16 protein-coding genes are annotated in these 20,516 nt (G+C 66.1%); 8 read left to right on the top strand and 8 right to left on the bottom strand.

Features of this window, described 5'->3' with window-relative positions; translation table 11 throughout:
- Window positions 1-51: 51 nt before the first annotated feature.
- The 4 genes from M2341_RS02405 to M2341_RS02390 form a co-directional block, all read right to left on the bottom strand.
- Complete coding sequence (locus M2341_RS02405; protein WP_264584075.1) at window positions 52-2,889, bottom strand: TonB-dependent receptor domain-containing protein; 2,838 nt, start codon at window positions 2,887-2,889, stop codon at window positions 52-54.
- A 399-nt stretch (window positions 2,890-3,288) separates the two neighbouring features.
- The gene (guaA, locus tag M2341_RS02400; RefSeq protein WP_264571370.1) at window positions 3,289-4,869 is read right to left on the bottom strand and encodes a glutamine-hydrolyzing GMP synthase; all 1,581 of its coding nucleotides are present in this window, start codon (window positions 4,867-4,869) and stop codon (window positions 3,289-3,291) included.
- 53 nt (window positions 4,870-4,922) lie between these two features.
- The gene (locus tag M2341_RS02395) at window positions 4,923-5,498 is read right to left on the bottom strand and encodes a hypothetical protein (RefSeq protein WP_264584074.1); all 576 of its coding nucleotides are present in this window, start codon (window positions 5,496-5,498) and stop codon (window positions 4,923-4,925) included.
- Between the two features lie 50 nt (window positions 5,499-5,548).
- Window positions 5,549-7,888: a prolyl oligopeptidase family serine peptidase gene (locus M2341_RS02390; protein ID WP_264584073.1), complete on the bottom strand. Its 2,340-nt coding sequence runs from the start codon at window positions 7,886-7,888 to the stop codon at window positions 5,549-5,551.
- A 138-nt stretch (window positions 7,889-8,026) separates the two neighbouring features.
- On the opposite strand from M2341_RS02390, the gene M2341_RS02385 reads away from it, so the two are divergent.
- Together M2341_RS02385 and M2341_RS02380 are read left to right on the top strand one after the other, a co-directional pair.
- Window positions 8,027-8,635, top strand: a complete 609-nt coding sequence (locus M2341_RS02385) for a flavodoxin family protein (RefSeq protein ID WP_264584072.1) — start codon at window positions 8,027-8,029, stop codon at window positions 8,633-8,635.
- 121 nt (window positions 8,636-8,756) lie between these two features.
- Complete coding sequence (locus M2341_RS02380) at window positions 8,757-10,337, top strand: SLC13 family permease (protein ID WP_264584071.1); 1,581 nt, start codon at window positions 8,757-8,759, stop codon at window positions 10,335-10,337.
- On the opposite strand, the gene dinB is transcribed toward M2341_RS02380, so the two are convergent.
- The gene (gene dinB, locus M2341_RS02375) at window positions 10,334-11,431 is read right to left on the bottom strand and encodes a DNA polymerase IV (protein WP_264584070.1); all 1,098 of its coding nucleotides are present in this window, start codon (window positions 11,429-11,431) and stop codon (window positions 10,334-10,336) included. The genes M2341_RS02380 and dinB overlap by 4 nt on opposite strands.
- 48 nt (window positions 11,432-11,479) lie before the next feature.
- On the opposite strand from dinB, the gene M2341_RS02370 reads away from it, so the two are divergent.
- The 3 genes from M2341_RS02370 (at window position 11,480) to M2341_RS02360 (ending at window position 12,690) form a co-directional block, all read left to right on the top strand.
- The gene (locus tag M2341_RS02370; RefSeq protein WP_264584069.1) at window positions 11,480-11,908 is read left to right on the top strand and encodes a GFA family protein; all 429 of its coding nucleotides are present in this window, start codon (window positions 11,480-11,482) and stop codon (window positions 11,906-11,908) included.
- 117 nt (window positions 11,909-12,025) lie between these two features.
- Window positions 12,026-12,244, top strand: a complete 219-nt coding sequence (locus M2341_RS02365) for a hypothetical protein (protein ID WP_264584068.1) — start codon at window positions 12,026-12,028, stop codon at window positions 12,242-12,244.
- Between the two features lie 89 nt (window positions 12,245-12,333).
- Window positions 12,334-12,690 carry a hypothetical protein gene (locus M2341_RS02360; protein ID WP_264584067.1) on the top strand — a complete coding sequence of 119 codons (357 nt, stop codon included), beginning with the start codon at window positions 12,334-12,336 and terminating at the stop codon, window positions 12,688-12,690.
- A 58-nt stretch (window positions 12,691-12,748) separates the two neighbouring features.
- Here M2341_RS02360 and M2341_RS02355 read toward each other — a convergent pair whose 3' ends face one another.
- Both M2341_RS02355 and M2341_RS02350 read right to left on the bottom strand, forming a co-directional pair.
- On the bottom strand, window positions 12,749-13,300 hold the full coding sequence (locus tag M2341_RS02355; protein WP_264576736.1) for a YceD family protein: 552 nt from the start codon (window positions 13,298-13,300) through the stop codon (window positions 12,749-12,751).
- Window positions 13,301-13,304: 4 nt separating this feature from the next.
- Window positions 13,305-13,820, bottom strand: a complete 516-nt coding sequence (locus M2341_RS02350) for a ubiquinol-cytochrome C chaperone family protein (protein WP_264571379.1) — start codon at window positions 13,818-13,820, stop codon at window positions 13,305-13,307.
- Window positions 13,821-13,998: 178 nt separating this feature from the next.
- Between M2341_RS02350 and M2341_RS02345 the strand changes: the two genes are divergently transcribed.
- Window positions 13,999-14,475 carry an outer membrane protein assembly factor BamE gene (locus M2341_RS02345; RefSeq protein WP_264576737.1) on the top strand — a complete coding sequence of 159 codons (477 nt, stop codon included), beginning with the start codon at window positions 13,999-14,001 and terminating at the stop codon, window positions 14,473-14,475.
- Window positions 14,476-14,588: 113 nt separating this feature from the next.
- Window positions 14,589-15,356 (top strand): hypothetical protein, encoded by a 768-nt coding sequence (locus M2341_RS02340; protein ID WP_264576738.1) that lies wholly within the window; start codon window positions 14,589-14,591, stop codon window positions 15,354-15,356.
- Window positions 15,357-15,416: 60 nt separating this feature from the next.
- Here M2341_RS02340 and M2341_RS02335 read toward each other — a convergent pair whose 3' ends face one another.
- Window positions 15,417-17,678, bottom strand: a complete 2,262-nt coding sequence (locus M2341_RS02335; protein WP_181560724.1) for an NADP-dependent malic enzyme — start codon at window positions 17,676-17,678, stop codon at window positions 15,417-15,419.
- 197 nt (window positions 17,679-17,875) lie between these two features.
- Between M2341_RS02335 and mutS the strand changes: the two genes are divergently transcribed.
- Entirely contained in the window at window positions 17,876-20,461 is a 2,586-nt protein-coding gene (gene mutS / locus M2341_RS02330; RefSeq protein WP_264585970.1) for a DNA mismatch repair protein MutS, read from the top strand.
- The last annotated feature ends 55 nt before the right edge of the window (window positions 20,462-20,516 follow it).

Below are 20,516 nucleotides of genomic sequence, written 5' to 3'. Positions count from 1 at the left end.
CTCTCCAGAAAAGCGAAAGCCCCGGCCGAGGTCGGGGCTTTCAGGATTTGATCAGAAGACGACCCGTGCGCCCATGCGGTAACGACGCCCGACATTGTCATAGTAGACGGCGTTGTTGTTGCCGTTCCAGTAGGGCGGCGGCATCACGTCGAACAGGTTGTAGACGTTGGCGAACAGCTCAACCTTCTTGCTGCCTTCGCTCATCAGATCGAACGTCACGCCGACGTTCGTGTAGAAGCGCGACGGCACGCGGTTGGTGTTGATGCTGTTGGGCAGGGTGATGCTGTAACCGGCATCTTCCGGGCCGATCAGCGTCGCATCATATTTACCGCTCGAGAGATAGCGGCCCTGCAGGTTCACACCCAGGCGACCCATATCGAGGCTCACCATGCCATCAAGGATCCAGGACGGGATACCGGACGCGCTGTTGTCCCCGGCGCGATCGATGCCCGGCAGGGCGCTGTTGGTGAAGTCGATCGTGTGGGTGGCGAGCAGCCGGAAATCGACCGAACGCTCACCGCCGAACGGCAGGTTGTACCCAGCCTCGAAGTCGACGCCGCGCAGCTGCTGACGATTGAGGTTCAGGAAGAGAACCGAAATCGTGTCCACGAAGTTGTTGGCGTCGCGCTGGACCAGCGAGCAGACATCGGCAGCACCGGTCGTGTTGCAGGTGTTGAGGATGACCTGCGCCGACAGCGTAGCAATCGCATCGTTGATGCGGATGTTATAATAGTCCGCGGAGAAGCGCAGGCCCTGCAATGCGCCCTGCGGCTGCAAGGTAAAGCCAGCGGTGAACGTGTTGGCCGTTTCCGGACGCAGCCGGACATTGCCGCCGGTGAGCACGTTCATGAACTTCTCGGCGCCCTTGACCGTATCATAGAACACGCCGACCCCGCTGACGGGCGTCGTGAACAGCTCGGACGTGTTGGGCGCACGGAAGTCGCGCGAGTAGGTCGTCCGCAGCATCGCCCAGTTGACCGGCTTGTAGGTCGCACCGACCTTCCACGTGGTGGCGTTGAACGTGTTGCTGCCTGCGGCGCCTTCGTTCTTGTAATGGGCCTGGCGGATGGCACCGTTCAGGTCCAGCGACCCGACAGCGCTCTCGCGCAGCAGGGGCACGCCCAGCTCGACATAGCCTTCGACGACGCTGGTGTTACCGGCCGACGGCGTCTGGTTGAACACATAGAAGCCGTTGGCGGCCGAAATCGGATCGACCCGGATGTCGAGCGTGTTGCGACGCCCTTCCACACCGACCGCGAAGGCGACCGGGCCGGCCCAGGTCTCGAACGGCGTGCCGTTGATGTTCACAGCACCAGCGAGCTGGGTGTACTTGTTGTCCTGCCAGGTTGTGCCGAAGGCGTAGTTCTTCGCGGCCTGCGAATATTGGCCCTGACCCAGGATGTTGAGCGCGACGCATGACGGATCGTTATTGTTCGGGTTGCTGTCCGCATTGATCCGGCAGATCGGGCCATTGGGGCCGGCCACCGCGTCGACGGCATTGGCGTAGCGCGCATTGATGCGATTGTTGATGGTGTTCTGCTTGTAAGCCGTCTCACCATATTGCGCATGAGCATCCCACGACCAGCCGCCGCCCAGATCGCCCTGTGCGCCGCCGACGATGCGATAGGTGTCACGGATCGACGTGCTGTCCATGCGGCCGAAATCGACGCCGAGCTTGCCGACGCTGATCGCGGCGATGCCGTTGTTCTGCATCGTGGTACGGATGGAGGCGGGCAGGAAGGGATTGTCGACGGCAATGTTGGAAGCCGCGCGAATTTCCGGGCCCCGCGTGAAGCCATCGACATGGCCGTAGCTGCCTTCGAGGAAGGCGGTGAAGGCTGGCGAGAACTCATATTCCAGATGCGCGAAGGTGTTGTAGCGCGTCACCGGGATGGAGAGGAGCGGATCGTCGAAGAAGGCGTTGAGGCCTTCGCCCGAGCCGCCCTGCTGGAAGAGGCCGCTGGCGTTCTGGCCGTAGACGAACTGCGTGGGCGAGCCATTGGGGCCGAACTGAATGCCGTCCAGCACGCCGCCGCGCGCCGGCGTGGACGTGCCTGCGCCGTTGATGGTCGCGGTGATAAGGCCGCCCGGGGTCAGCGTCGCGGTGCGCATGCCGGTTATGATGTTGTGAGCGGGACGACCGCCGAGGCCCGGCACGTTGGTCAGGTCGCCCACTTCATTGCCGCAGAAATCGCGGGTGTAGCAGCCGCCGGTGCCTTCGTCCTTGTTGTACTCGGCGCCGAAGATGAAGCGGCCGCGATCATCGGCGAAGCGCTTGCCCGCGCCGATCTGCCAGAAATACTGGTCGCCATCGCCACGATCGGTCACGCCGTAGCCGGCCGTCGCCTTGAGGCCATCGAGACGGGTGTCGAGGCGCAGGTTGATCACGCCCGAGACAGCGTCCGAACCATAAGCCGCCGACGCGCCGCCCGTGACAATTTCCGTGCTGCGGATCAGCAGGGTCGGCATCATGTTGAGGTCGATGCTGCCGGTCGAGGTGCTGGGCGTGAAGCGCCGGCCATCGAGCAGCACCAGCGTGCGGGAGGCACCGAGACCGCGCAGATCCGAGATGCGGGCGCCGGCATTGGCCGGGAAGATGTTCTGCGTGTTCGGCGTGCTGGACGGCCGGAAGGACGGCAGCTGGGCCAGCGCTTCGCCGACGGTGGGCGACGCGATCTTTGCGATCCGGTCCGCATCCATCACCGTGACCGGCGTCGGCGCGGTAAAGCCGGTAGCGCTCAGGCGCGTGCCGGTGACCACAATGCTTTCGGCGTCGGCCTCATCGGCCTGAGGCGCGTCCTGCGCCATTGCCGGCACACTTGCCGCCACCGCGCAGATTGCTGCCGTGATCAGCAGAGAATCGCGCAATCCACGCGTTTTGGCTGACACTCGCTCGTTCATAACATCCCCTCTTTCGGACAATTGCGCCCGCCTCCCTGGCGAGCATGCTCGATTCAATCGATTGCAGACCATTATCTGTCAAATGTTGTTGAGATGTCAATATATGATGTAGAAACTTCAACAAATAGCGTGGGCACTGGCGGCAGATTTTGGTGCTTTCCGTTGAAATCACGCCAATTTTCTGCGCCGCAATTTTCGGTCATCGGATATCATTTGTCGGGGTAATGGAGAGGATCGCCTTTACCCCGGTATGGGCGGGACGGCATCAAGCTGTCACGATCACCACCGAGCCGCCGGGATCGCCAATTCGCGCGTAGATAAAAGTCAACCCGGAGGCTCGCGGCCTCCGGGAGTTAGCAAGATACCCGTGCGTAGCTTATGCCGATTTCATTCCCACTCGATCGTGCCCGGCGGCTTGCTGGTATAGTCGTACACCACCCGGTTGATGCCCTGCACCTCGTTGATGATCCGCGTGGCGACGCGGCTGAGGAAGGCGGCGTCGAAGGGGTAGATGTCGGCCGTCATGCCGTCGGTGGAGGTCACCGCGCGCAGGGCGAGGACATTGTCATAGGTCCGCCCGTCGCCCATCACGCCCACGCTGCGCACCGGCAGCAACACGGCGAAGGCCTGCCAGATCGCGTCATAAAGCCCGGCGTTGCGGATTTCCTCGAGGTAGATGGCGTCCGCCTTGCGCAGCACGTCGCAGCGCTCCTTGGTCACCTCGCCGGGGATGCGGATTGCGAGACCCGGGCCGGGGAAGGGATGGCGACCGACGAAGATGTCCGGCAGCCCCAGCTCGCGGCCCAGATCGCGCACCTCGTCTTTGAACAGTTCGCGCAGCGGCTCGACCAGCTTCATGTTCATGCGCTCAGGCAGGCCGCCGACATTGTGGTGGCTCTTGATCGTCACGCTCGGCCCGCCGGTGAACGAGACGCTCTCGATCACGTCCGGGTAGAGCGTGCCCTGCGCCAGGAAATCCGCGCCGCCGATCTTGCGGGCTTCCTCCTCGAACAGGTCGATGAAGGCCTTGCCGATGAACTTGCGCTTGGCCTCCGGGTCGGTGACGCCGGCGAGGCCGCCGAGGAAGGTCTCACTGGCATCCACATGGACCAGCGGGATGTTGTAATGCCCCCGGAACAGGCTGACGACCTGCTCGGCCTCCGCATGGCGCATCAGGCCATGATCGACGAATACGCAGGTGAGCTGCTCGCCGATCGCCTCGTGGATCAGCACCGCGGCAACCGCCGAATCCACACCGCCGGACAGGCCGCAGATCACCCGGCCGGAGCCGACCTGCTCGCGGATTTCCTTGATCTTGGTCGCGCGGAATTCCGCCATCGTCCAGTCGCCGGCGCAGCCGCAGACATGGCGCACGAAATTGGCGATCAGCTTGCCGCCGTCGGGCGTATGCACCACCTCGGGGTGGAACTGCGTGCCATAATAGCGCTTCTCGTCATTGGCGATGAGCGCAAAGGGCGCGCCGTCCGATGTCGCCACGATGCGGAAGCCCGGCGCGAACTTGGTCACCTTGTCGCCATGGCTCATCCACACCTGATGGCGCTCGCCCGTCTCCCACAGCCCGTCGAACAGCACGCAGGGCTCGGTGACGGTGAGGAAGGCGCGGCCGAATTCGCCGCCCTCCCCCGTCTCATGGCCGGGCCGCACTTCACCACCGAGCTGGTGGCTCATCACCTGCTGGCCGTAGCAGATGCCGAGGATCGGCAGGCCGCTCTCGAACAGCTCCTGTGGCGCGCGCGGGCTGCCCTCGTCGCACACGCTGGCGGGCGAGCCGGAGAGAATGATGCCGCGCGGCTTCATCCGCTGGAAGGCGGCCAGCGCCTGCGTGAACGGAGCGATCTCGGAATAGACCCCGGCTTCGCGCACACGACGCGCAATGAGCTGCGTCACCTGGCTGCCGAAGTCGACGATGAGGATGGAATCGGGGTGAGCTGAGGAATGTGCTGACATGGGCAGCGGATAAGACGGGCAGGCTGGCCTGTCCAGCCTGTCCGCAAGCCTCGTCAGCCGAAGGTGACGCCGTCCACCCGGCCATCGTCCCAGATGCAGCGGAAACTGCGCAGGCGGCCTTCGCCGGCCTTGAAGTTCGACCGCATGCTCAGCGTGCCGGTCACATCCCAGCCGGAACCGAAGGGCCGCGCGCCCGTGATGTCCCGCACCTCGGCATAATTGCCATCGCGCGAGGCCTGATCGCGCGCCGCGATGGCGCAGGCGTCGACCGCCGCGTCTTCATCGTCCAGCGCCTTACCCGTGGGGCGCCCATCATAGCCGTCGTCATAGCGGTCATTGCCATAGTCGCCGGCGCGATCATCATAGCGCGGATCATAGCCGCGATCGCCCGGCCGGCGCGTGGGATAACGGTCCGCATCGCGCTGCCTGGCAGCCGCCGTCGCGATCGCTGCGATCAGCCCGACACCGATGATCGCGCCGATGACGGCGCCGCTATTGTCATGGCCGCGATGATGGCGCGGATACCGATCCCAGCGGCCATCATAGCCGCGCGCAGAGGCGGGCGTCGCAGAGCCCATGACCATCGCCCCGGCCGCAGCGGCCAAGGCAAGTTTGGAGTGAACGTTCATCGGCGGATCGCTTCCTGGCAACACCGGCAACAGCATCGCCGGCCAGAGCGTTATCGCACCGGGTCGATGAGCGCGGGCTGAATAGCGGCCGAGCCCGCATTGGCATCATCTGTCGGTGCGCTGGAGCGGCCAAACCGCTGCCGTAGCGTCAGGCCGGTCCAATAAGCCGCAAAGCTGTACATATCCGCATATTCGTCGACGATTTTGTCGGTCGGGCGATTGATGCCGTGGCCTGTGCCGGTGTCCACGCGAATCAGCCTTGGCCTCCCGCCGAGCGCCGCCGCCTGCAGGGCTGCGGCATATTTGAAGCTGTGGCCGGGCACCACGCGGTCGTCGCTATCCGCCGTGGTCACGAGAATGGCGGGATAGTCCGCCTCACTGCGGATATTGTGATAGGGCGAGTAAGCAAGCAGCGTGCGGAAATCCGCCTCCCGGTCGGGCCGGCCATAATCGTCCACCCAAAAGGCGCCAGCCGTGAACTGGTCGAACCGCAGCATGTCCATCACGCCGACACCGGGCAGGGCTGCGGCGAACAGGTCGGGCCGCTGATTCACCACGGCCCCCACCAGCAGGCCGCCATTGGAGCGTCCCTCAATGGCCAGCTGGTTGGCGCCGGTATAGCCCTGGCCTTTGAGATATTCGGCCGCCGCGATGAAATCATCGAAGGTCGTCTGCTTGTTGGCGCCCCGCCCGGCGTCGTACCAGGCCTTGCCGAACTCCCCGCCGCCCCGCACGCCGGCAATGGCGAGCACGCCGCCCTGCTCGACCCAGGCAAAGCGGGTGGGCGAGAAGCTGGGCGTTTGCGCGACGTTGAAGCCACCATAGCCATAGAGCAGGGTCGGCGCAGGCGTGCCCGAGTTGGCAATGTCGCGCCGGCGCACGATGAACATCGGCACCGCTATGCCATCGCGCGCGGGGTAGAAGACCTGCTCCGTCACATAATCCGCCGGATCGAAGCCGAGTGCGGAGCGCGCGAAGATGCTGGTTTCGCCGGTCTCGACATTGAAGCGGTAGATCGTCGGCGGCTGGGTAAAGCTGGAGAAGGCGTAGAAGGTTTCCGGATCGCCGGGCCGGCCGCTGAAGCCGGCGGCCGCGCCCAGCCCAGGCAGCGGCACATCGCCCTGACGCTTGCCGGCGAGATCCGTGATTTCGGCGACGATCCGCCCATCGACGATATAAGCCAGCACAAGCCGGCTGCCGATCATCGATCCACCGGCCAGCGTCTGCGGCCGCTCCGCGACGACCTCGACCGGGCGGCGGCGCGGATGGCCGGCGTCGATGGTCACGATCCGTCCGTTGGGCGCCCTTGCGTCCGTGCGGAAATAGAGCCGATCGCCTAGCTGGCCGATCATCTGCCACGCATTGCGCAATCCCCGCACCAGCGTCACGGGCCGGGCGTCCGGCACGGTCAGCGGGATCAGCACCAGTTCGGCGGTCTGCTCGGTGCCCATTTTCGAGCTGATCAGCAGCCAGCGGCCGTCCGCCGTCACCTCGGCGCGGTGAAGCAGCCGGGGCCGATCCGGCGTGGCATAGACCAGCCGGTCCTGCGCCTGCTCGGTGCCCAGCGCGTGAAACCAGACCTGCTGGTTCTCGAACGAGGGATCACGCCCGCCCTCGGTCGGCGCGGCAAAGCGCGCATAATAAAAGCCGGTGCCCTCGTGATTCCAGGCCAGCGCCGAATAGCGCACCCAGGCCACCTGGTCAGGCATCAGGGCGCCGCTCTCGACATCCAGCACCCGCACGGTCCGCCAGTCGCTGCCCCGCTTCTGAAGCGCCAGCAGCAGCGCGCGCCCGTCCCGCGAAGGCAGCCACTCGGCGAGCGCCACCGAGCCGTCGGTGGAGAGCCTGTTGGGATCGATCAGCAGACGCTCCGCCCCATTCACGCCCTCGCGCACATAGATGGGCGAGAAATTCTCGCCCTTGCTGCGCGTGTAGAAATAGCGCTCGCCGGCCTTGCGCGGATTCCCGAAGCGCTCATAGCCATGCAGCGTCGCCATGCGGGCGCGCAACGCCTCCCGGCCCGGCAAGGATTTGAGGTAGCGGAAGGTGGTCTCATTCTCCGCCGCAATCCACGCCTGCACATCGGCATCGTGGCGCGGGTCGCCCTCCAACCAGCGATAGGGATCGGCGACGGGCACGCCAAAATGCGTCTCGGTCAGGTCGAGGCGGCGGGCTTGCGGGTAGCGAAGCGCTGGCAGGCGGGGCGCCGGGCCGACCCGCAGCGCACCCGGCTTGGCAGCGGAATCCACGGCCCGACCCGCGGCTGCTTCCGTCGTGATGACGACGGCGGCGTCCTCGGCCGCAGCAGCGCCCGGCTGCGCCTGCGCAGGCAGCGCCAGGAAAGCCAGCAGCAGGGCGGCAACAGGCAGGCGAAAGGAAACGGCCAACATCCTCTATGCCCTTGGGAAAACGGGCTTGCGGCGCGCGATAGCCCTGCGGCCGCCCGCGTGCAATGGCGCAGGACAGGGCGGTGAACTCTCTGGGGGCTGGGGTGTTGTGTGCAAGGGGGATGGACACGGAGCACCAACATGATCCTGAAGGCCCTCGCCCTCAACTGCACCCTGAAAGCCGATACCAGCGAACCCTCATCAACGGACGCGATGATCGCGGTTCTGGCCGACGCCTTCGCCGAACATGATGTGACACTGAGTGAAACCGTGCGCGTGGCCGCGCTCAACATCCTGCCCGGCGTCACCTCCGATGAAGGCAAGGGCGATGACTGGCCGGCCCTGCGCGAGAAAATCCTGGCACACGACATCCTGATCTTCGGCGGGCCAATCTGGATGGGTCAGATCTCCAGCATCGCCAAGCGCGTGCTGGAGCGGATGGACGCGTTTCTGAGCGAAACGGACGATGCGGGCCGGATGCCGAGCTATGGCAAAGTCGCCGTCGCCGCCATTGTCGGCAATGAGGATGGAGCCCATTTCTCCAGCGCGCAGCTCTTCCAGGCGATGAACGATGTCGGCTGGACGATCCCCGCCGTCGCCGCCTGCTATTGGGTGGGCGAGGCGATGGGGAGCACGGATTTCAAGGACCTCAAGTCGACACCCAAACCGGTGAGCAAGACCGCCGGCATGGTGGCATCCAATGCCGCGCACCTCGCGGGTCTCCTCAAGGACAGCCCCTACCCCGGCTGACCACGACCCCGGCTGACAGGCCGGACGCCAGCCGCCAGCCCAGCCGGCATTCCAGCCGCGAGCGGCTTGCCACGCCGCCGCTCCTGCCGCACATTCGCGCGGGACAGGGAGCGGGGGCAAGGTGGCAACATCATCGCAAGAGAGTGAACCAACCGGACAGCAGGGAGATGGCGACCCCGCCACGACCGGGCGCTCGCCTCTCAAGATCTGGGCATTGCGCGCGCTCGGCCTGGCCGGCGCAGCGCTGGTCTGGCTCGCGCTGGGCGATGCGCAGGGTCTGTCGCCGGAGGGCCGCGGGGTCGCCGCCGTCGCGACCTTGATGGCGCTCTGGTGGATCACCGAAGCCGCGCCGATCGCCATTACCGCGCTGCTGCCGATCCTGCTCTTCCCTATGGCAAGCGACCGCAGCGTGGCGCAGGTTGCGGCGCCTTATGCCAGCCCGATCATCTTCTTGTTTCTCGGTGGTTTTCTGCTCGCCATCGCCATGCAGAAATGGCAGCTTCACCGCCGCGTCGCGTTGCTCACGCTCCGCCGGGTCGGCACCAGCCCGCGCCAGATCGTGCTGGGCCTGATGTTGACGACCGGCTTTGTCTCCATGTGGGTCTCCAACACGGCGGCGACCCTCATGATGCTGCCGATTGCGTTCTCCGTTCTCACGCTGGTCTGTGATCGCCGCGACGAAACCGGGGCACTCGCCTGCGATGGCGCATCCGCCGTGGCACCCAGGGAGCTCGCAAATTTCGGCGCGTGCCTGATGCTCGCCATTGCCTGGTCATCCAGCATGGGCGGCGTGGGCACGCTGCTCGGCAGCCCGCCCAATGCCATCGTGGCCGGCTATATCGAGAAGGAACTGGGCCGGCAGGTCGATTTTCTGAACTGGATGCTGGTCGGCGTGCCGATTGCCTTCAGCTTCATTCTCATTGCGTGGCTGCTGATGACGCGGGTCTTCTATCGGTTCACCTTCGGCGAGGTGCCGGGCGGCCGCGCGCTCATTGACCGGGAGCTGGCCGGCCTCGGCCGGTTCAGCCGCAGCGAATTGCTGGTGACCCTCGTCTTTTGCTGTGCGGTCTTCTTCTGGGTCGTGCCCGGCGTGGTCGGCGCCATTCTCGGCAGCAAGGCCGATCTTGGCTGGTTCGGGCGCCTTGATGACAACGCCATTGCACTCGCCGCCGGCTTGGCACTTTTCCTGCTGCCCGGCGAGGGCCGAGGGCAGATGCTGCTCGACTGGAAGGATGCCGAAAGCGGCGTGCCCTGGGGCGTGCTGGTGCTGTTCGGCGGCGGCCTGAGCCTTGCGGGGGAGGTTGTCGCCAGCGGGCTCGATGGCTGGCTGGGTGCGCAAGTGAGCGGGCTTGGTACGCTGCCGATCCTGCTCCTCGTCATCGCCGTCGTGACCCTCATCGTCTTCCTCAGCGAGGTGACCAGCAACACCGCCACCGCTGCCACCTTCATCCCCGTCCTCGGCGCCGTCGCGCTCGGCATCGGGGCCGATCAGATGACCTTGCTCATCCCCGCGGCCTTCGCCGCCACGCTCGCTTTCATGCTGCCGGTCGGCACCCCACCAAATGCCATCGTCTTCGGCACCGGGGCCGTCACCATGGGACAGATGGTCCGCGGCGGGTTCATCCTGAACCTCGTCGGGATCGTGCTCATCACCTTCTTCTGCTGGCTGCTCGGCGGGGTCGCGCTCGGCCTGCGCTTCTAGCCGAAGGCGAGGCTGAGCTGGGGCGTCTCGTCCGGCTCTTCACGTTCGGGATCGATGAGGTTTGAGAGCCCGAGCCCCAGCAGCCGCGCGCCGACCGGCAGCGGCAGTTGCGCGCGGAGCAGGTCGGCGCCGATCGCGAACAGATCCTCGGCATCGCCCGGCGGCGCGGGCAGCGAGCGCGAGCGGGTGAGGATGCGGAAATCGCCCAGCTTGATCTTGAGCGTAACGGTGCGCCCCAAGGCCCGGCTCGCGGTGACCCGGCCCCACAGGCGCGCGGCGATCTTCTCAAGCTCGGCCAGCAACAGGCCTTCCGCGCCGATATCGCTGGCGAAGGTATCTTCCACGCTGATCGACTTGCGCGACTCCCGGTCGCGCACCGGGCGCTCGTCCAGACCGCGCGCCGCGCCGAAGTAGAAGGCCGCCGCCTTACCGAAATGGCGTTGCAGCGCCGGCAGCGGCCACTCTTTGAGGTCCGCGCCGCTATGGATGCCCAGCGCGGCCATGCGCCGCGCCGTCACCGGGCCGACGCCGTGGATGCGCGACACCGGCATCGCCGCCATGAACGCCTCGGCCTCATCGGGCCGCACGACGCACAAGCCATCGGGCTTGTTCTGGTCCGATGCGAGCTTGGCGATCAGCTTGTTACACGAAACGCCGGCCGAGGCGGTCAGCCCCGTCTCCTCGCGAATCATCCGCCGGATTTCCTGCGCGACATAAGTGGCGGAGGCGACGCCCGGCTTGTTGCGCGTCACATCGAGATAGGCCTCGTCCAGCGAGAGCGGCTGGATGATGTCGGTAAAACGCTCGAAGATCGCGCGGATTTGCTGCGAGACGGCGCGATAGGCCTCGAAGCGCGGCCGCACGAAGATGAGCTCCGGGCAGAGCCGGCGCGCCTTGCCCCCTGGCATAGCCGAGCGCACGCCGAACACGCGCGCCTCATAACTCGCCGCCGCCACCACGCCGCGCGGCCCGCCGCCGCCGACAGCCACCGGCAAGCCGCGCAGCGCCGGATCGTCGCGCTGCTCGACCGACGCGTAAAAGGCGTCCATATCGATATGGATGATCTTGCGATCCTGCTCGGGCGTCTGCGCCATGCTCCCTGTTATGCCATGGCAACCGCGCGAACGAAAGAGGAACGAAGCATGGACCTGAATGTCACTGAGATCGATGGCGCCTGCCATTGCGGCACGGTGCGCTTTCATGTGCGCCTGAAGGACGGCCTGCGCTCGGCGCGCCGATGCACCTGCTCATATTGCCGGATGCGCGGCGCCATCGCGGTCTCAGCCCGGATCGAAGACCTGCAAGTGACGGCGGGCGAAGAGTCGCTGCGCTCCTACACCTTCAACAGCGGAACCGCACAGCACCATTTCTGCGGAACCTGCGGCATCTACACCCACCACCGACGCCGCTCGAACCCCCATGAATATGGCGTCAATGTCGCCTGCCTGTCGGGCATCAGCCCGTTCGACTTTGCCGAGGTGATCGTGAACGACGGGGTGTCGCATCCCTCCGACACTGGCGTCGCGCGGATCGCGGGTGTGTTGCGGTTCATCCCGGCGGACGGGGCCTAGCTCGCGTGCGCGAGGTCCAGGGTTCAGAACGGCAGTTATTGCGCTCTTTTTTCCGGAAGCGGCCTGTCCAGACACGACAACATTGCGGGCGTTTGGGAGCTGTGGCAACTTCACGAAATGACCGGCAAGAAGCTCATCAGTGTAAGTTGGTGGACGTTCGTGTATCTCCTGCTAGCAGGAGCACTGTTTGCGTTCTCGGCCATGGGCGACTGCCTGCAAGGTGCTGATGGGGCCGCTTGCCGCTCACATCGCGAAGCATTTTCAAGCGCTCTGCTTGTCGGCGAGTTGCTAGCATATATTTTGCTCACTTGGCTCGTCTTCTTTCGCCGCCAGTGACGTCCGCTCCCCCCGACACAGCCGCTGTTTGCGTATTACGAGTGTGCTCCTGATTGCCCACATGAATCCGACGATGTAGGAGCTCGGGCATGGCCAAAGCTAATAGACTTGAACGCCTAGATGCCCGCCGTTCAGACCTTGAAGGGGAATATATTGCTGCGCTCATTGAAGCACTTCGCGTAGCGGCCTCGGGCAAATGGGGCCTATTTGACCATCATGGCGATCGCTGGACACGCTCAGCCATTGCTCCCACAATCGATCGTCTGAATGAAATCGGTCAGGCGATAGACAAGGTGAGAGGACAACTCTCCATGCCACCGTTCGAGCTCCAACAGCAATTCCTCGCTTCACGCGGGCCGGTCGACCCACAGGCTGTCGGCGAACCCAAGCAGGCGCAGGCTTGGCTCGATCGCCTAGCTTTTACTGGCGAGGGCATTGGCAGATAATTACGAACTCAGTCATGTGCGGACGATCCTTCCTTACGGCCGGCGTTCATCCGAACACTTAGGCGCCGCCACCAAGCTTAAGTCCCTTCAGCGCCGCGAAAGGTCCGGCGTCTTCCTCGCTCAGCACGCCCAGCGCGCGCAGCTTGGCGTCGGCATCCGCGACGCGGGGATAGGGATCGAGGTTCAGGAACAGCGTCTGCGCAACCGTTTCGCCGAGATCGATTCGCTCGTCCTCCAGCGGGAGGATATCGCAATCCTCCTCGCGCAGTTCGATCTCTTCGGCGTCGCTCTCGCCGTTCTCGTCGAGACCGCGCACGAATCGCACGTCCATCGGCACGTCGAGCTCTGCGGGGACATCCTCGTCGGTCGCGACGCAGGCCTGCACCAGCGACGCGCGCACGCGCCCGGTCACCCGACAGCCACCGGCATCCGGCGCCACATGCGCCTGCGCCTCCAGCCGATCGAGGCTGCGCAGGCCAAAGCGGCGCGCGAGCGCGGCCCGCTCTGCGGCATCGGCCTCGACGGTGCGGTCCCGCCGTCCGTCGCCCAGCTCATTAAGGCGCAGAATGCGGGAAAATTCCGGCGCGGCGCCTGACGTCGCTTCGCTCACGGCATCACCCCCGCAACTGGCCGGCCAGCAGCGCGTCGCGGCTGCATGCGTTGATCGTCGCGGCCAGCATGCGTACCTGTGCTTCGACATAGGCCAGCGCATCCGCCGCCGGCGCCTCGCCGCGATAGAGGTTGCGCACCAGCGCCTCGCTCAGCGAAGCCTCGCCCTGCAAGCTCGCACGATAGGCGGCAAGCCGGCCGCCGAGCGCACCGACCATGCGGCCGATCTGCTTGCCCACCACCACATCGCCAAAGCCGATCTGGCGGATCTGCCCATCCATATCGTCAATGAACAGCTCGGTCAGCCGCGCCGAATCGTTGGTGGCCTCCAGCGCCTCGAGTCGCAGCAACACCAGCGAGAGCACCAGCGCCACCATGTCGAATCGGCCATCCAGCGTGTCCGCCACCTCGCCTTCCATATACCAATGCGGCTCCCGCGCCGTCGCGACGACGGCCTCGTACAGCGGGCGCAGATAGGCGCGATCATCCTTGCGGGAAAACAGATTGGATAAGAGGCTCATGCTCGGTTCAGCTTTGCGGCGGCACAGGAAAGCGCGGACGGGACCGATCAACCATTGGCCCGCGCCAGCACTTGCATATTGATTGCAGCGGCTGGCAATGCAATGGGCGGGTTAGGCGATGCGACGCTTTTTTGATTGGATGTCCGGTTTTTGACCGCATGATTGGCAGGAGACGAGAATGCAGCGTGGCTTGAGGCGGCCGTTTCTGGTCGTGGGCGCAGCGGCCATCCTTCTGCTGGCGGGCGGCTGCACCCGCATCCGCGCGCATCAGGGCTTCATGATCGACGATCTGATCGTGAGTTCGGTGCTGCCCGGCGTGGACAACAAGGCGTCCGTGGAAGGCGCGCTGGGTCGTCCGACCTTCGTCTCCCAGTTCGGCCCGGAGCGCTGGTATTATGTGGCGCGCGACACCCGCGCGCTGGCGTTCGCCTCCCCGCGTCCGACCGCGCAGACGTTGGTGACCGTGCAGTTCGATGCCAATGGCAATGTCGCGACGATCGATCGCAACGCGACGCTCGATCAGGTCGCCAATATCTCGCCGACCGGCGCCACGACGCCGACGCTCGGCCGCAAGCGCAGCCTGTTTGATGAAATCTTCGGCAATATCGGCGCGGTTGGCGCCGGCGGGGCCGGAGCGGCAGGTCCGTCTCAGTAATTCAGCGCTGCAGGCCTGCCATCAGTCGGCGCCGGTTCGCGCGCCCGGCGGACTGGTTTAGCTTGCATTAACCGCGCCATCGCTTCAAATCGTTCTATAGCGGGAGCGTGGTCATGCAGCATATTGGCGATCTGCAGCCGCTCGAGCGGACTTACGCGCGACGGACTGAGACAGTCGGCCATTACAAGGCCAGCCGGAGCCGCTGGCGATTCGCTATCGGATCTCTGGAGATCGGCTTCGACCGCGCGAGCGAGCAGCTTCACGCGCGAAGCGGTGTGGATGCCCGGCCCGGCATTGCCCAAAAGCTCCTGATCGCGGCAGGCATGGTCAGCATCTCATTGCTGGTGATTGCCCTGGCCGGCTGGCTATGGTCGGCACGCGGGCCGATCTGGGGTGGCGAGACGGTATCGGCCGCGATCATCGATCATCCGCCCCGCGCGACCGAAAGCGAGGATGCAGCGCCCGCCGGCCAGCAGCCGACCCTGATCCCCGCCGAACGCCCCGCGCCGTTTCTCTCCGCCGTGATTGAAAAGCGCGCGACAGCACCCGCTTTTGCGCCGGCGAAACAGGCCGCCGTGCCCATCGCGCAGGGCCAGGCGATTGCGCCCAAGTCTGATGAGGCGCCGACGCTCCCGAGCGCGACCCCGGATGAGGCGATCGTCCAGTCCGGCAACTTCCTGCTGATCCCGGCCGTCGATCGCGCTGTGGGCCTCGCCGTCAAGAGCGGCGATGCGCAGAACTGGATGGCCGGCTCCTATCACGGCATCGTGGTGGTCGGCGACGCCGTGGCGCACGATGGCAAATCCTGCCGGGACGGCACGATCCTGCTGCGCGACGGCACCATCAAGGGCCGCACCCAGACCTTCCAGCGCTGCCTGTAAGGCCCAGGGAGCGCTGCGCGGCCAGTTCAGCCGGCGGCGCTCACCCGATCCCGATCACGATCAGCGCGCGATCCCGCCAGCGGCGAGCACGGCCAACGTCACCAGCTCCGAGGCGGTCGAGGCCATCGTCGCCACCTGCACCGGCTGGTTCAGCCCGAGCAGCACCGGCCCGATGACTGAGTCGCCGCCCAGTTCCCGCAGCAGCTTGGCCGAGAGATTGGCCGACTGCAGGCCGGGCATGATCAGCACATTGGCCGGGCCGGACAGGCGGCAGAACGGATAATTCGCCATGACGCGCCGGTTGAGCGCTACGTCGGGCGCCATCTCGCCTTCATATTCGAAGTCCACCTCCATGCCGTCGAGGATCTGGACCGCGCCGCGAATATTATCGAGCCAGTTGCCGTGCGGATTGCCGAAGGTGGAGTAGGAGAGAAAAGCCACGCGCGGCTCATGCCCCATACGCCGGGCAAGCGCGGCGGATTCGATGGCGATATGCGCCAGTTCGGCGGAATTCGGCCGCTCGTTGACAGTGGTATCCGCCATGAACACGGTGTGGCTGCGCCCGACGAGGATGTGCATGCCGAACAGCGTGCGGTCCTCGGCGGGGTCGAGCACGCGGCGCAGTTCGCGCATCGTCTGCGCATAGGTGCGCGTGACGCCGGTGATCATCGCGTCCGCCTCACCCATCTGCAGCAGCAGCGCGCCGAAGATGTTGCGGTCCCGGTTGACCATGCGCTCGCAATCGCGGCGGAGATAGCCGCGGCGTTGCAGGCGCTCGTACAGCATGTCGACCATGCGCGGCACGAGCGGCGAATTGACGCTGTTGTAGAGCTCGTAGCTCTCGGGATCGCGCACGCCAAGATCGCGCAGGCGATCATAGACATCCTGCCGGCCGACCAGCACCGGGGTGCCGTAGCCGCCATCGCGGAACTGGATCGCGGCGCGCAGCACGACTTCCTCTTCCGCCTCGGCAAAGACGACCCGCTTGGGGCTGGCCTTGGCGCCCTCATAAGCGAGGGTCAGCACGGAGGTGGTGGGATTAAGGCGCGCCCGCAGCGACTGGCGATAGGCGTCCATATCCTCGATGGGCCGCTGGGCGACGCCCGACTCCATCGCCGCCTGCGCCACCGCTGCCGGCACCACTTCCATCAGACGCGGATCGAAGGGGGCGGGAATGATGTAATCCGCGCCGAAGCTGTGCTTGGTGCCATAAGCCAGCGCGACTTCCTCGGGCACCTGCTGACGGGCCAGTTCGGCAATGGCCTGCGCCGCCGCGATCTTCATCGCCTCGTTAATCGCCGTCGCGCGCACGTCCAGCGCGCCCCGGAAGATGAAGGGGAAGCCCAGCACATTGTTGACCTGATTGGGATAGTCCGAGCGGCCCGTGGCGATGATCGCATCCGGGCGCGCGGCCTTGGCCACGGGCGGCAGGATCTCCGGATCGGGATTGGCCATGGCGAAGAGGATCGGCCGCGGCTTCATCTCGTTGATCCATTCGGGCTTCAGCGCATCCTTGGCTGAAAGACCGAGGAAGATATCGGCATCCTTCAGCGCCTCGTGCAGGGTCCGCGCCTCGGTGCGGGCGGCATGGGCGGACTTGAACTGGTCCATGCCATGAGTGCGGCCCTGATAGATCACGCCCTCGCGGTCGCACATGATCACATTGTCATGCGCCACGCCCATCGCCTTGATCAGTTCGGTGCAGGCGATGGCCGCCGCGCCGGCACCATTCACGACGACCTTGGTCTCGCGAATGTCGCGCCCGGTCAGGAAACAGGCGTTGATCAGGCCGGCGGCGCAAATGATCGCGGTGCCATGCTGGTCGTCATGCATGACCGGGATGTTCATGCGCTCCTTGAGCGCTGCCTCGATCATGAAGCATTCGGGTGCCTTGATGTCCTCAAGGTTGATGCCGCCGAAACTCGGCTCCAGCAGCGCCACCGCATCGATGAAGGCCTGCGGGTCTTCGGTGTTCAGCTCCAGATCGATGGCGTCCACATCGGCGAAGCGCTTGAACAGCACTGCCTTGCCTTCCATCACCGGCTTGGAGGCGAGCGCGCCGAGATTTCCCATGCCGAGGATCGCCGTGCCGTTGGAGATGACCGCGACCAGATTGCCCTTGGCGGTATAGTCATAGGCCTTGGCAGCATCATCAGCGATGGCCTGCACGGGCACGGCCACACCGGGCGAATAAGCCAGCGCCAGATCGCGCTGCGTCGCCATCGGCTTGGAGGCGATGATCTCGATCTTGCCGGGCCGCCCGAAGGAATGGAACAGCAGCGCCTCGCGCTCGGAGAATTCGATGGCGGCTTTATCGGTCATCAGCAGGGTTCCTCGGCAATTGGGAACGCCCTAGCGACTTTCCGCCCGGCTCCACAAGAGGCGAGGTACGAACAACCCCGTGGATGAAACGCCACCGCCGGCTTTTCGAGATCGAAAGCCCCTGCTAACGCAACCGCGTGACCAGTCTGCCAGCCAAATCCTCCAAAGCCAGCGCCGCATCCGGCGGCCCCACGCCGATGATGGCGCAATATCTGGCGCTCAAGGCGGAAGCCGGGGGCGATCTGCTCTTCTACCGCATGGGCGACTTCTTCGAGCTGTTCTTCGAGGACGCCAGGACCGCGGCCGCCGTGCTCGACATCGCGCTCACCACGCGCGGCGAACATGAGGGCGAGCCGATCCCGATGTGCGGGGTGCCGGTGCACAGTGCCGAGGGCTATCTGGCGCGACTCATCAAGGCCGGGCTGCGCGTTGCCATCGCCGAGCAGACCGAGACGCCCGAGCAGGCCAAGGCGCGCGGATCGAAGGCGCTGGTCGGCCGCGCCATCGTGCGCTTCGTCACCGCCGGCACGCTGACCGAGGATGCGCTGCTGGACAGCCGCCGCGCCAATCTGCTCGCGGCCGTGGGGGAAGCCGCCGGCCATTATGCCGTCGCCGCCGCCGACATCTCCACCGGCCGGCTGGACGTGGTGGCTGTGGATGCCGGCGGCATCGAGGCGGAACTCGCGCGGATCAACGCGAGCGAAGTCATTGCGCGGCCGGGTCTCGCCGATCGGCTGACCGGCGCCCTCCCCTTCGAGAATCGCGGCTTCGACAGCGCCCGGGCGGAAGCGGACATCTGCCGGCATTTCGGCGTGAAGACGGTGGAAAGCTTCGGCAGCTTCTCGCGCGCGGAGCTCTCCGCGCTGGGCGGCCTGCTGGGCTATCTCGAACATGTCGGCAAGGGGCGGATGCCTTTCCTCGCCGCGCCGATACGGGCCGGCGCGCAGGATCACCTCGCCATCGACCCGGCGACGCGCGAGAGCCTGGAGATCGTCACCACCGCCAACGGTCAGCGCGCCGGCAGCCTGCTCGCCACCGTGGACCGCACCGTGACGGGCGCGGGCGCGCGCCTGCTCGCAGCGGACCTCTCAGCGCCTTTGATGGACCGCGCCACGGTGGAAGCGCGACTCGATCTGGTGCGCTGGTTCCACGATGACGGGCCGCTGCGCGAGCTGGTCCGCACCCGCCTGCGCGCCTTGCCAGACCTCAGCCGCGCGCTCGGCCGCGTCGCCATCGGCCGGGGCAGTCCGCGCGATCTGGGGCAATTGCGCGATGGCCTCGACGGCGGCCGTGCGCTGCGCGAGCGGCTGGGCGCGCTGCCCGACCGACCGACCCTGCTCGACGATCTGCTGCCATCGCTCGATGGTCATGGCGCTCTCGTCGATCAACTGACGCGCGCCCTCGTACCCGCCCCGCCGACGGAAGCGGCGCATGGCGGCTATATCGCCGATGGTTATGATGCCGCGCTGGACGAGCTGCGCCGCATGGCCGGCGACGGCCGCCGCGCCATTGCCGCGCTCGAAGCGCGCTATCGCGAGCAGACCGGTATCTCCGCGCTGAAGATCCGCCACAATGGCGTGCTCGGCTATCATGTCGAGGTACCCGCCCGTCACGCCGACCAGCTCATGGCCAATGACAGCGGCTTTACCCATCGCCAGACGCTGGCGGGAGTCGTGCGGTTCAACTCGGTGGACCTGCACGAGCAGGCCAGTCGCGTCACGCAGGCCGGCGCCCATGCGCTTGCGGCCGAAGCGGCGCATTTCGAGGAACTGGTGACGCTGGTGATGGACAGCCGCACCGCCATCGCCCGCACGGCGGACGCCCTCGCCCGCATCGACGTGGCGGCGGCTCTGGCCGAGCGCGCTGTCGAAGGCGGCTGGAGCCGGCCGGGCTTCGTCGAAGAACCGTGCATCGCCATCGAGGGCGGGCGCCATCCGGTGGTGGAAGCCGCGCTGGCGAAGGACGGCACCAGCTTCGTCGCCAATGACTGCACGCTCACGCCGGACAACCGGCTGTGGCTGGTGACCGGCCCCAATATGGGCGGTAAATCGACCTTCCTGCGGCAGAACGCGCTCATCGTCATTCTCGCGCAGGCCGGCAGCTTCGTGCCCGCACGCGCCGCCCGGCTCGGGCTGGTCGACCGCCTGTTCAGCCGCGTCGGCGCCTCGGACAATCTGGCACGCGGGCGCTCGACCTTCATGGTCGAGATGATCGAGACCGCCGCGATCCTTGCGCAGGCGACCGAGCGCAGTTTCGTGATCCTCGATGAAGTGGGGCGCGGCACGTCGACTTATGATGGCCTCGCCATCGCTTGGGCGGTGGTGGAAGCGATCCATGACAGCAATGCCTGCCGCTGCCTGTTCGCCACCCATTATCACGAGCTGACGCGCCTGGCCGAGCGCCTCGGCGCCCTTTCGCTCCACCATGTTCGCGCGCGGGAATGGAATGGCGATCTGGTGCTGCTGCACGAGCTGTCCGAAGGCCCAGCCGACCGCAGCTACGGCATCGCGGTGGCGCGGCTTGCAGGCTTGCCCGCCCCGGTGCTGGCCCGCGCCAAGGCCGTGCTCGGCAAGCTGGAGGCCGGCAAGGCGCAGACCGGCGGCATCGCGGCGGGGCTCGATGACCTGCCGCTGTTCGCCGCCACGCTGTCCGCCGCGCCGGAGGTCGCCACCGACCCACTGCGCGACCAGCTGGACGCCATCGACGCCGATACACTCAGTCCGCGCGAGGCGCTCGACCTCATCTACCAGCTCAAGCAGATCGCCACCGCGCCCACCGCCTGAGCCCGTCGATTTGCGCGCCATGCCGAGGTTGCACCTGCAACTGCGGCAAAGCGCG

The sequence above is a fragment of the Sphingobium sp. B7D2B genome, assembly GCF_025961895.1.
In the GTDB taxonomy this organism is placed as follows: Bacteria; Pseudomonadota; Alphaproteobacteria; order Sphingomonadales; family Sphingomonadaceae; genus Sphingobium.
Note: the sequence above shows the minus strand (reverse complement) of the source record. Positions and strands in the feature narration are given on the sequence as shown.

What these genes read in the sequence shown, in the direction of transcription:
- guaA (WP_264571370.1), bottom strand. Translation starts at nt 4,869, where the DNA reads ATGTCAGCACATTCCTCAGCTCACCCCGATTCCATCCTCATCGTCGAC.
- M2341_RS02395 (WP_264584074.1), bottom strand. Translation starts at nt 5,498, where the DNA reads ATGAACGTTCACTCCAAACTTGCCTTGGCCGCTGCGGCCGGGGCGATG.
- M2341_RS02390 (WP_264584073.1), bottom strand. Translation starts at nt 7,888, where the DNA reads ATGTTGGCCGTTTCCTTTCGCCTGCCTGTTGCCGCCCTGCTGCTGGCT.
- M2341_RS02385 (WP_264584072.1), top strand. Translation starts at nt 8,027, where the DNA reads ATGATCCTGAAGGCCCTCGCCCTCAACTGCACCCTGAAAGCCGATACC.
- dinB (WP_264584070.1), bottom strand. Translation starts at nt 11,431, where the DNA reads ATGGCGCAGACGCCCGAGCAGGATCGCAAGATCATCCATATCGATATG.
- M2341_RS02370 (WP_264584069.1), top strand. Translation starts at nt 11,480, where the DNA reads ATGGACCTGAATGTCACTGAGATCGATGGCGCCTGCCATTGCGGCACG.
- M2341_RS02365 (WP_264584068.1), top strand. Translation starts at nt 12,026, where the DNA reads ATGACCGGCAAGAAGCTCATCAGTGTAAGTTGGTGGACGTTCGTGTAT.
- M2341_RS02360 (WP_264584067.1), top strand. Translation starts at nt 12,334, where the DNA reads ATGGCCAAAGCTAATAGACTTGAACGCCTAGATGCCCGCCGTTCAGAC.
- M2341_RS02350 (WP_264571379.1), bottom strand. Translation starts at nt 13,820, where the DNA reads ATGAGCCTCTTATCCAATCTGTTTTCCCGCAAGGATGATCGCGCCTAT.
- M2341_RS02345 (WP_264576737.1), top strand. Translation starts at nt 13,999, where the DNA reads ATGCAGCGTGGCTTGAGGCGGCCGTTTCTGGTCGTGGGCGCAGCGGCC.
- M2341_RS02340 (WP_264576738.1), top strand. Translation starts at nt 14,589, where the DNA reads ATGCAGCATATTGGCGATCTGCAGCCGCTCGAGCGGACTTACGCGCGA.
- M2341_RS02335 (WP_181560724.1), bottom strand. Translation starts at nt 17,678, where the DNA reads ATGACCGATAAAGCCGCCATCGAATTCTCCGAGCGCGAGGCGCTGCTG.
- mutS (WP_264585970.1), top strand. Translation starts at nt 17,876, where the DNA reads ATGATGGCGCAATATCTGGCGCTCAAGGCGGAAGCCGGGGGCGATCTG.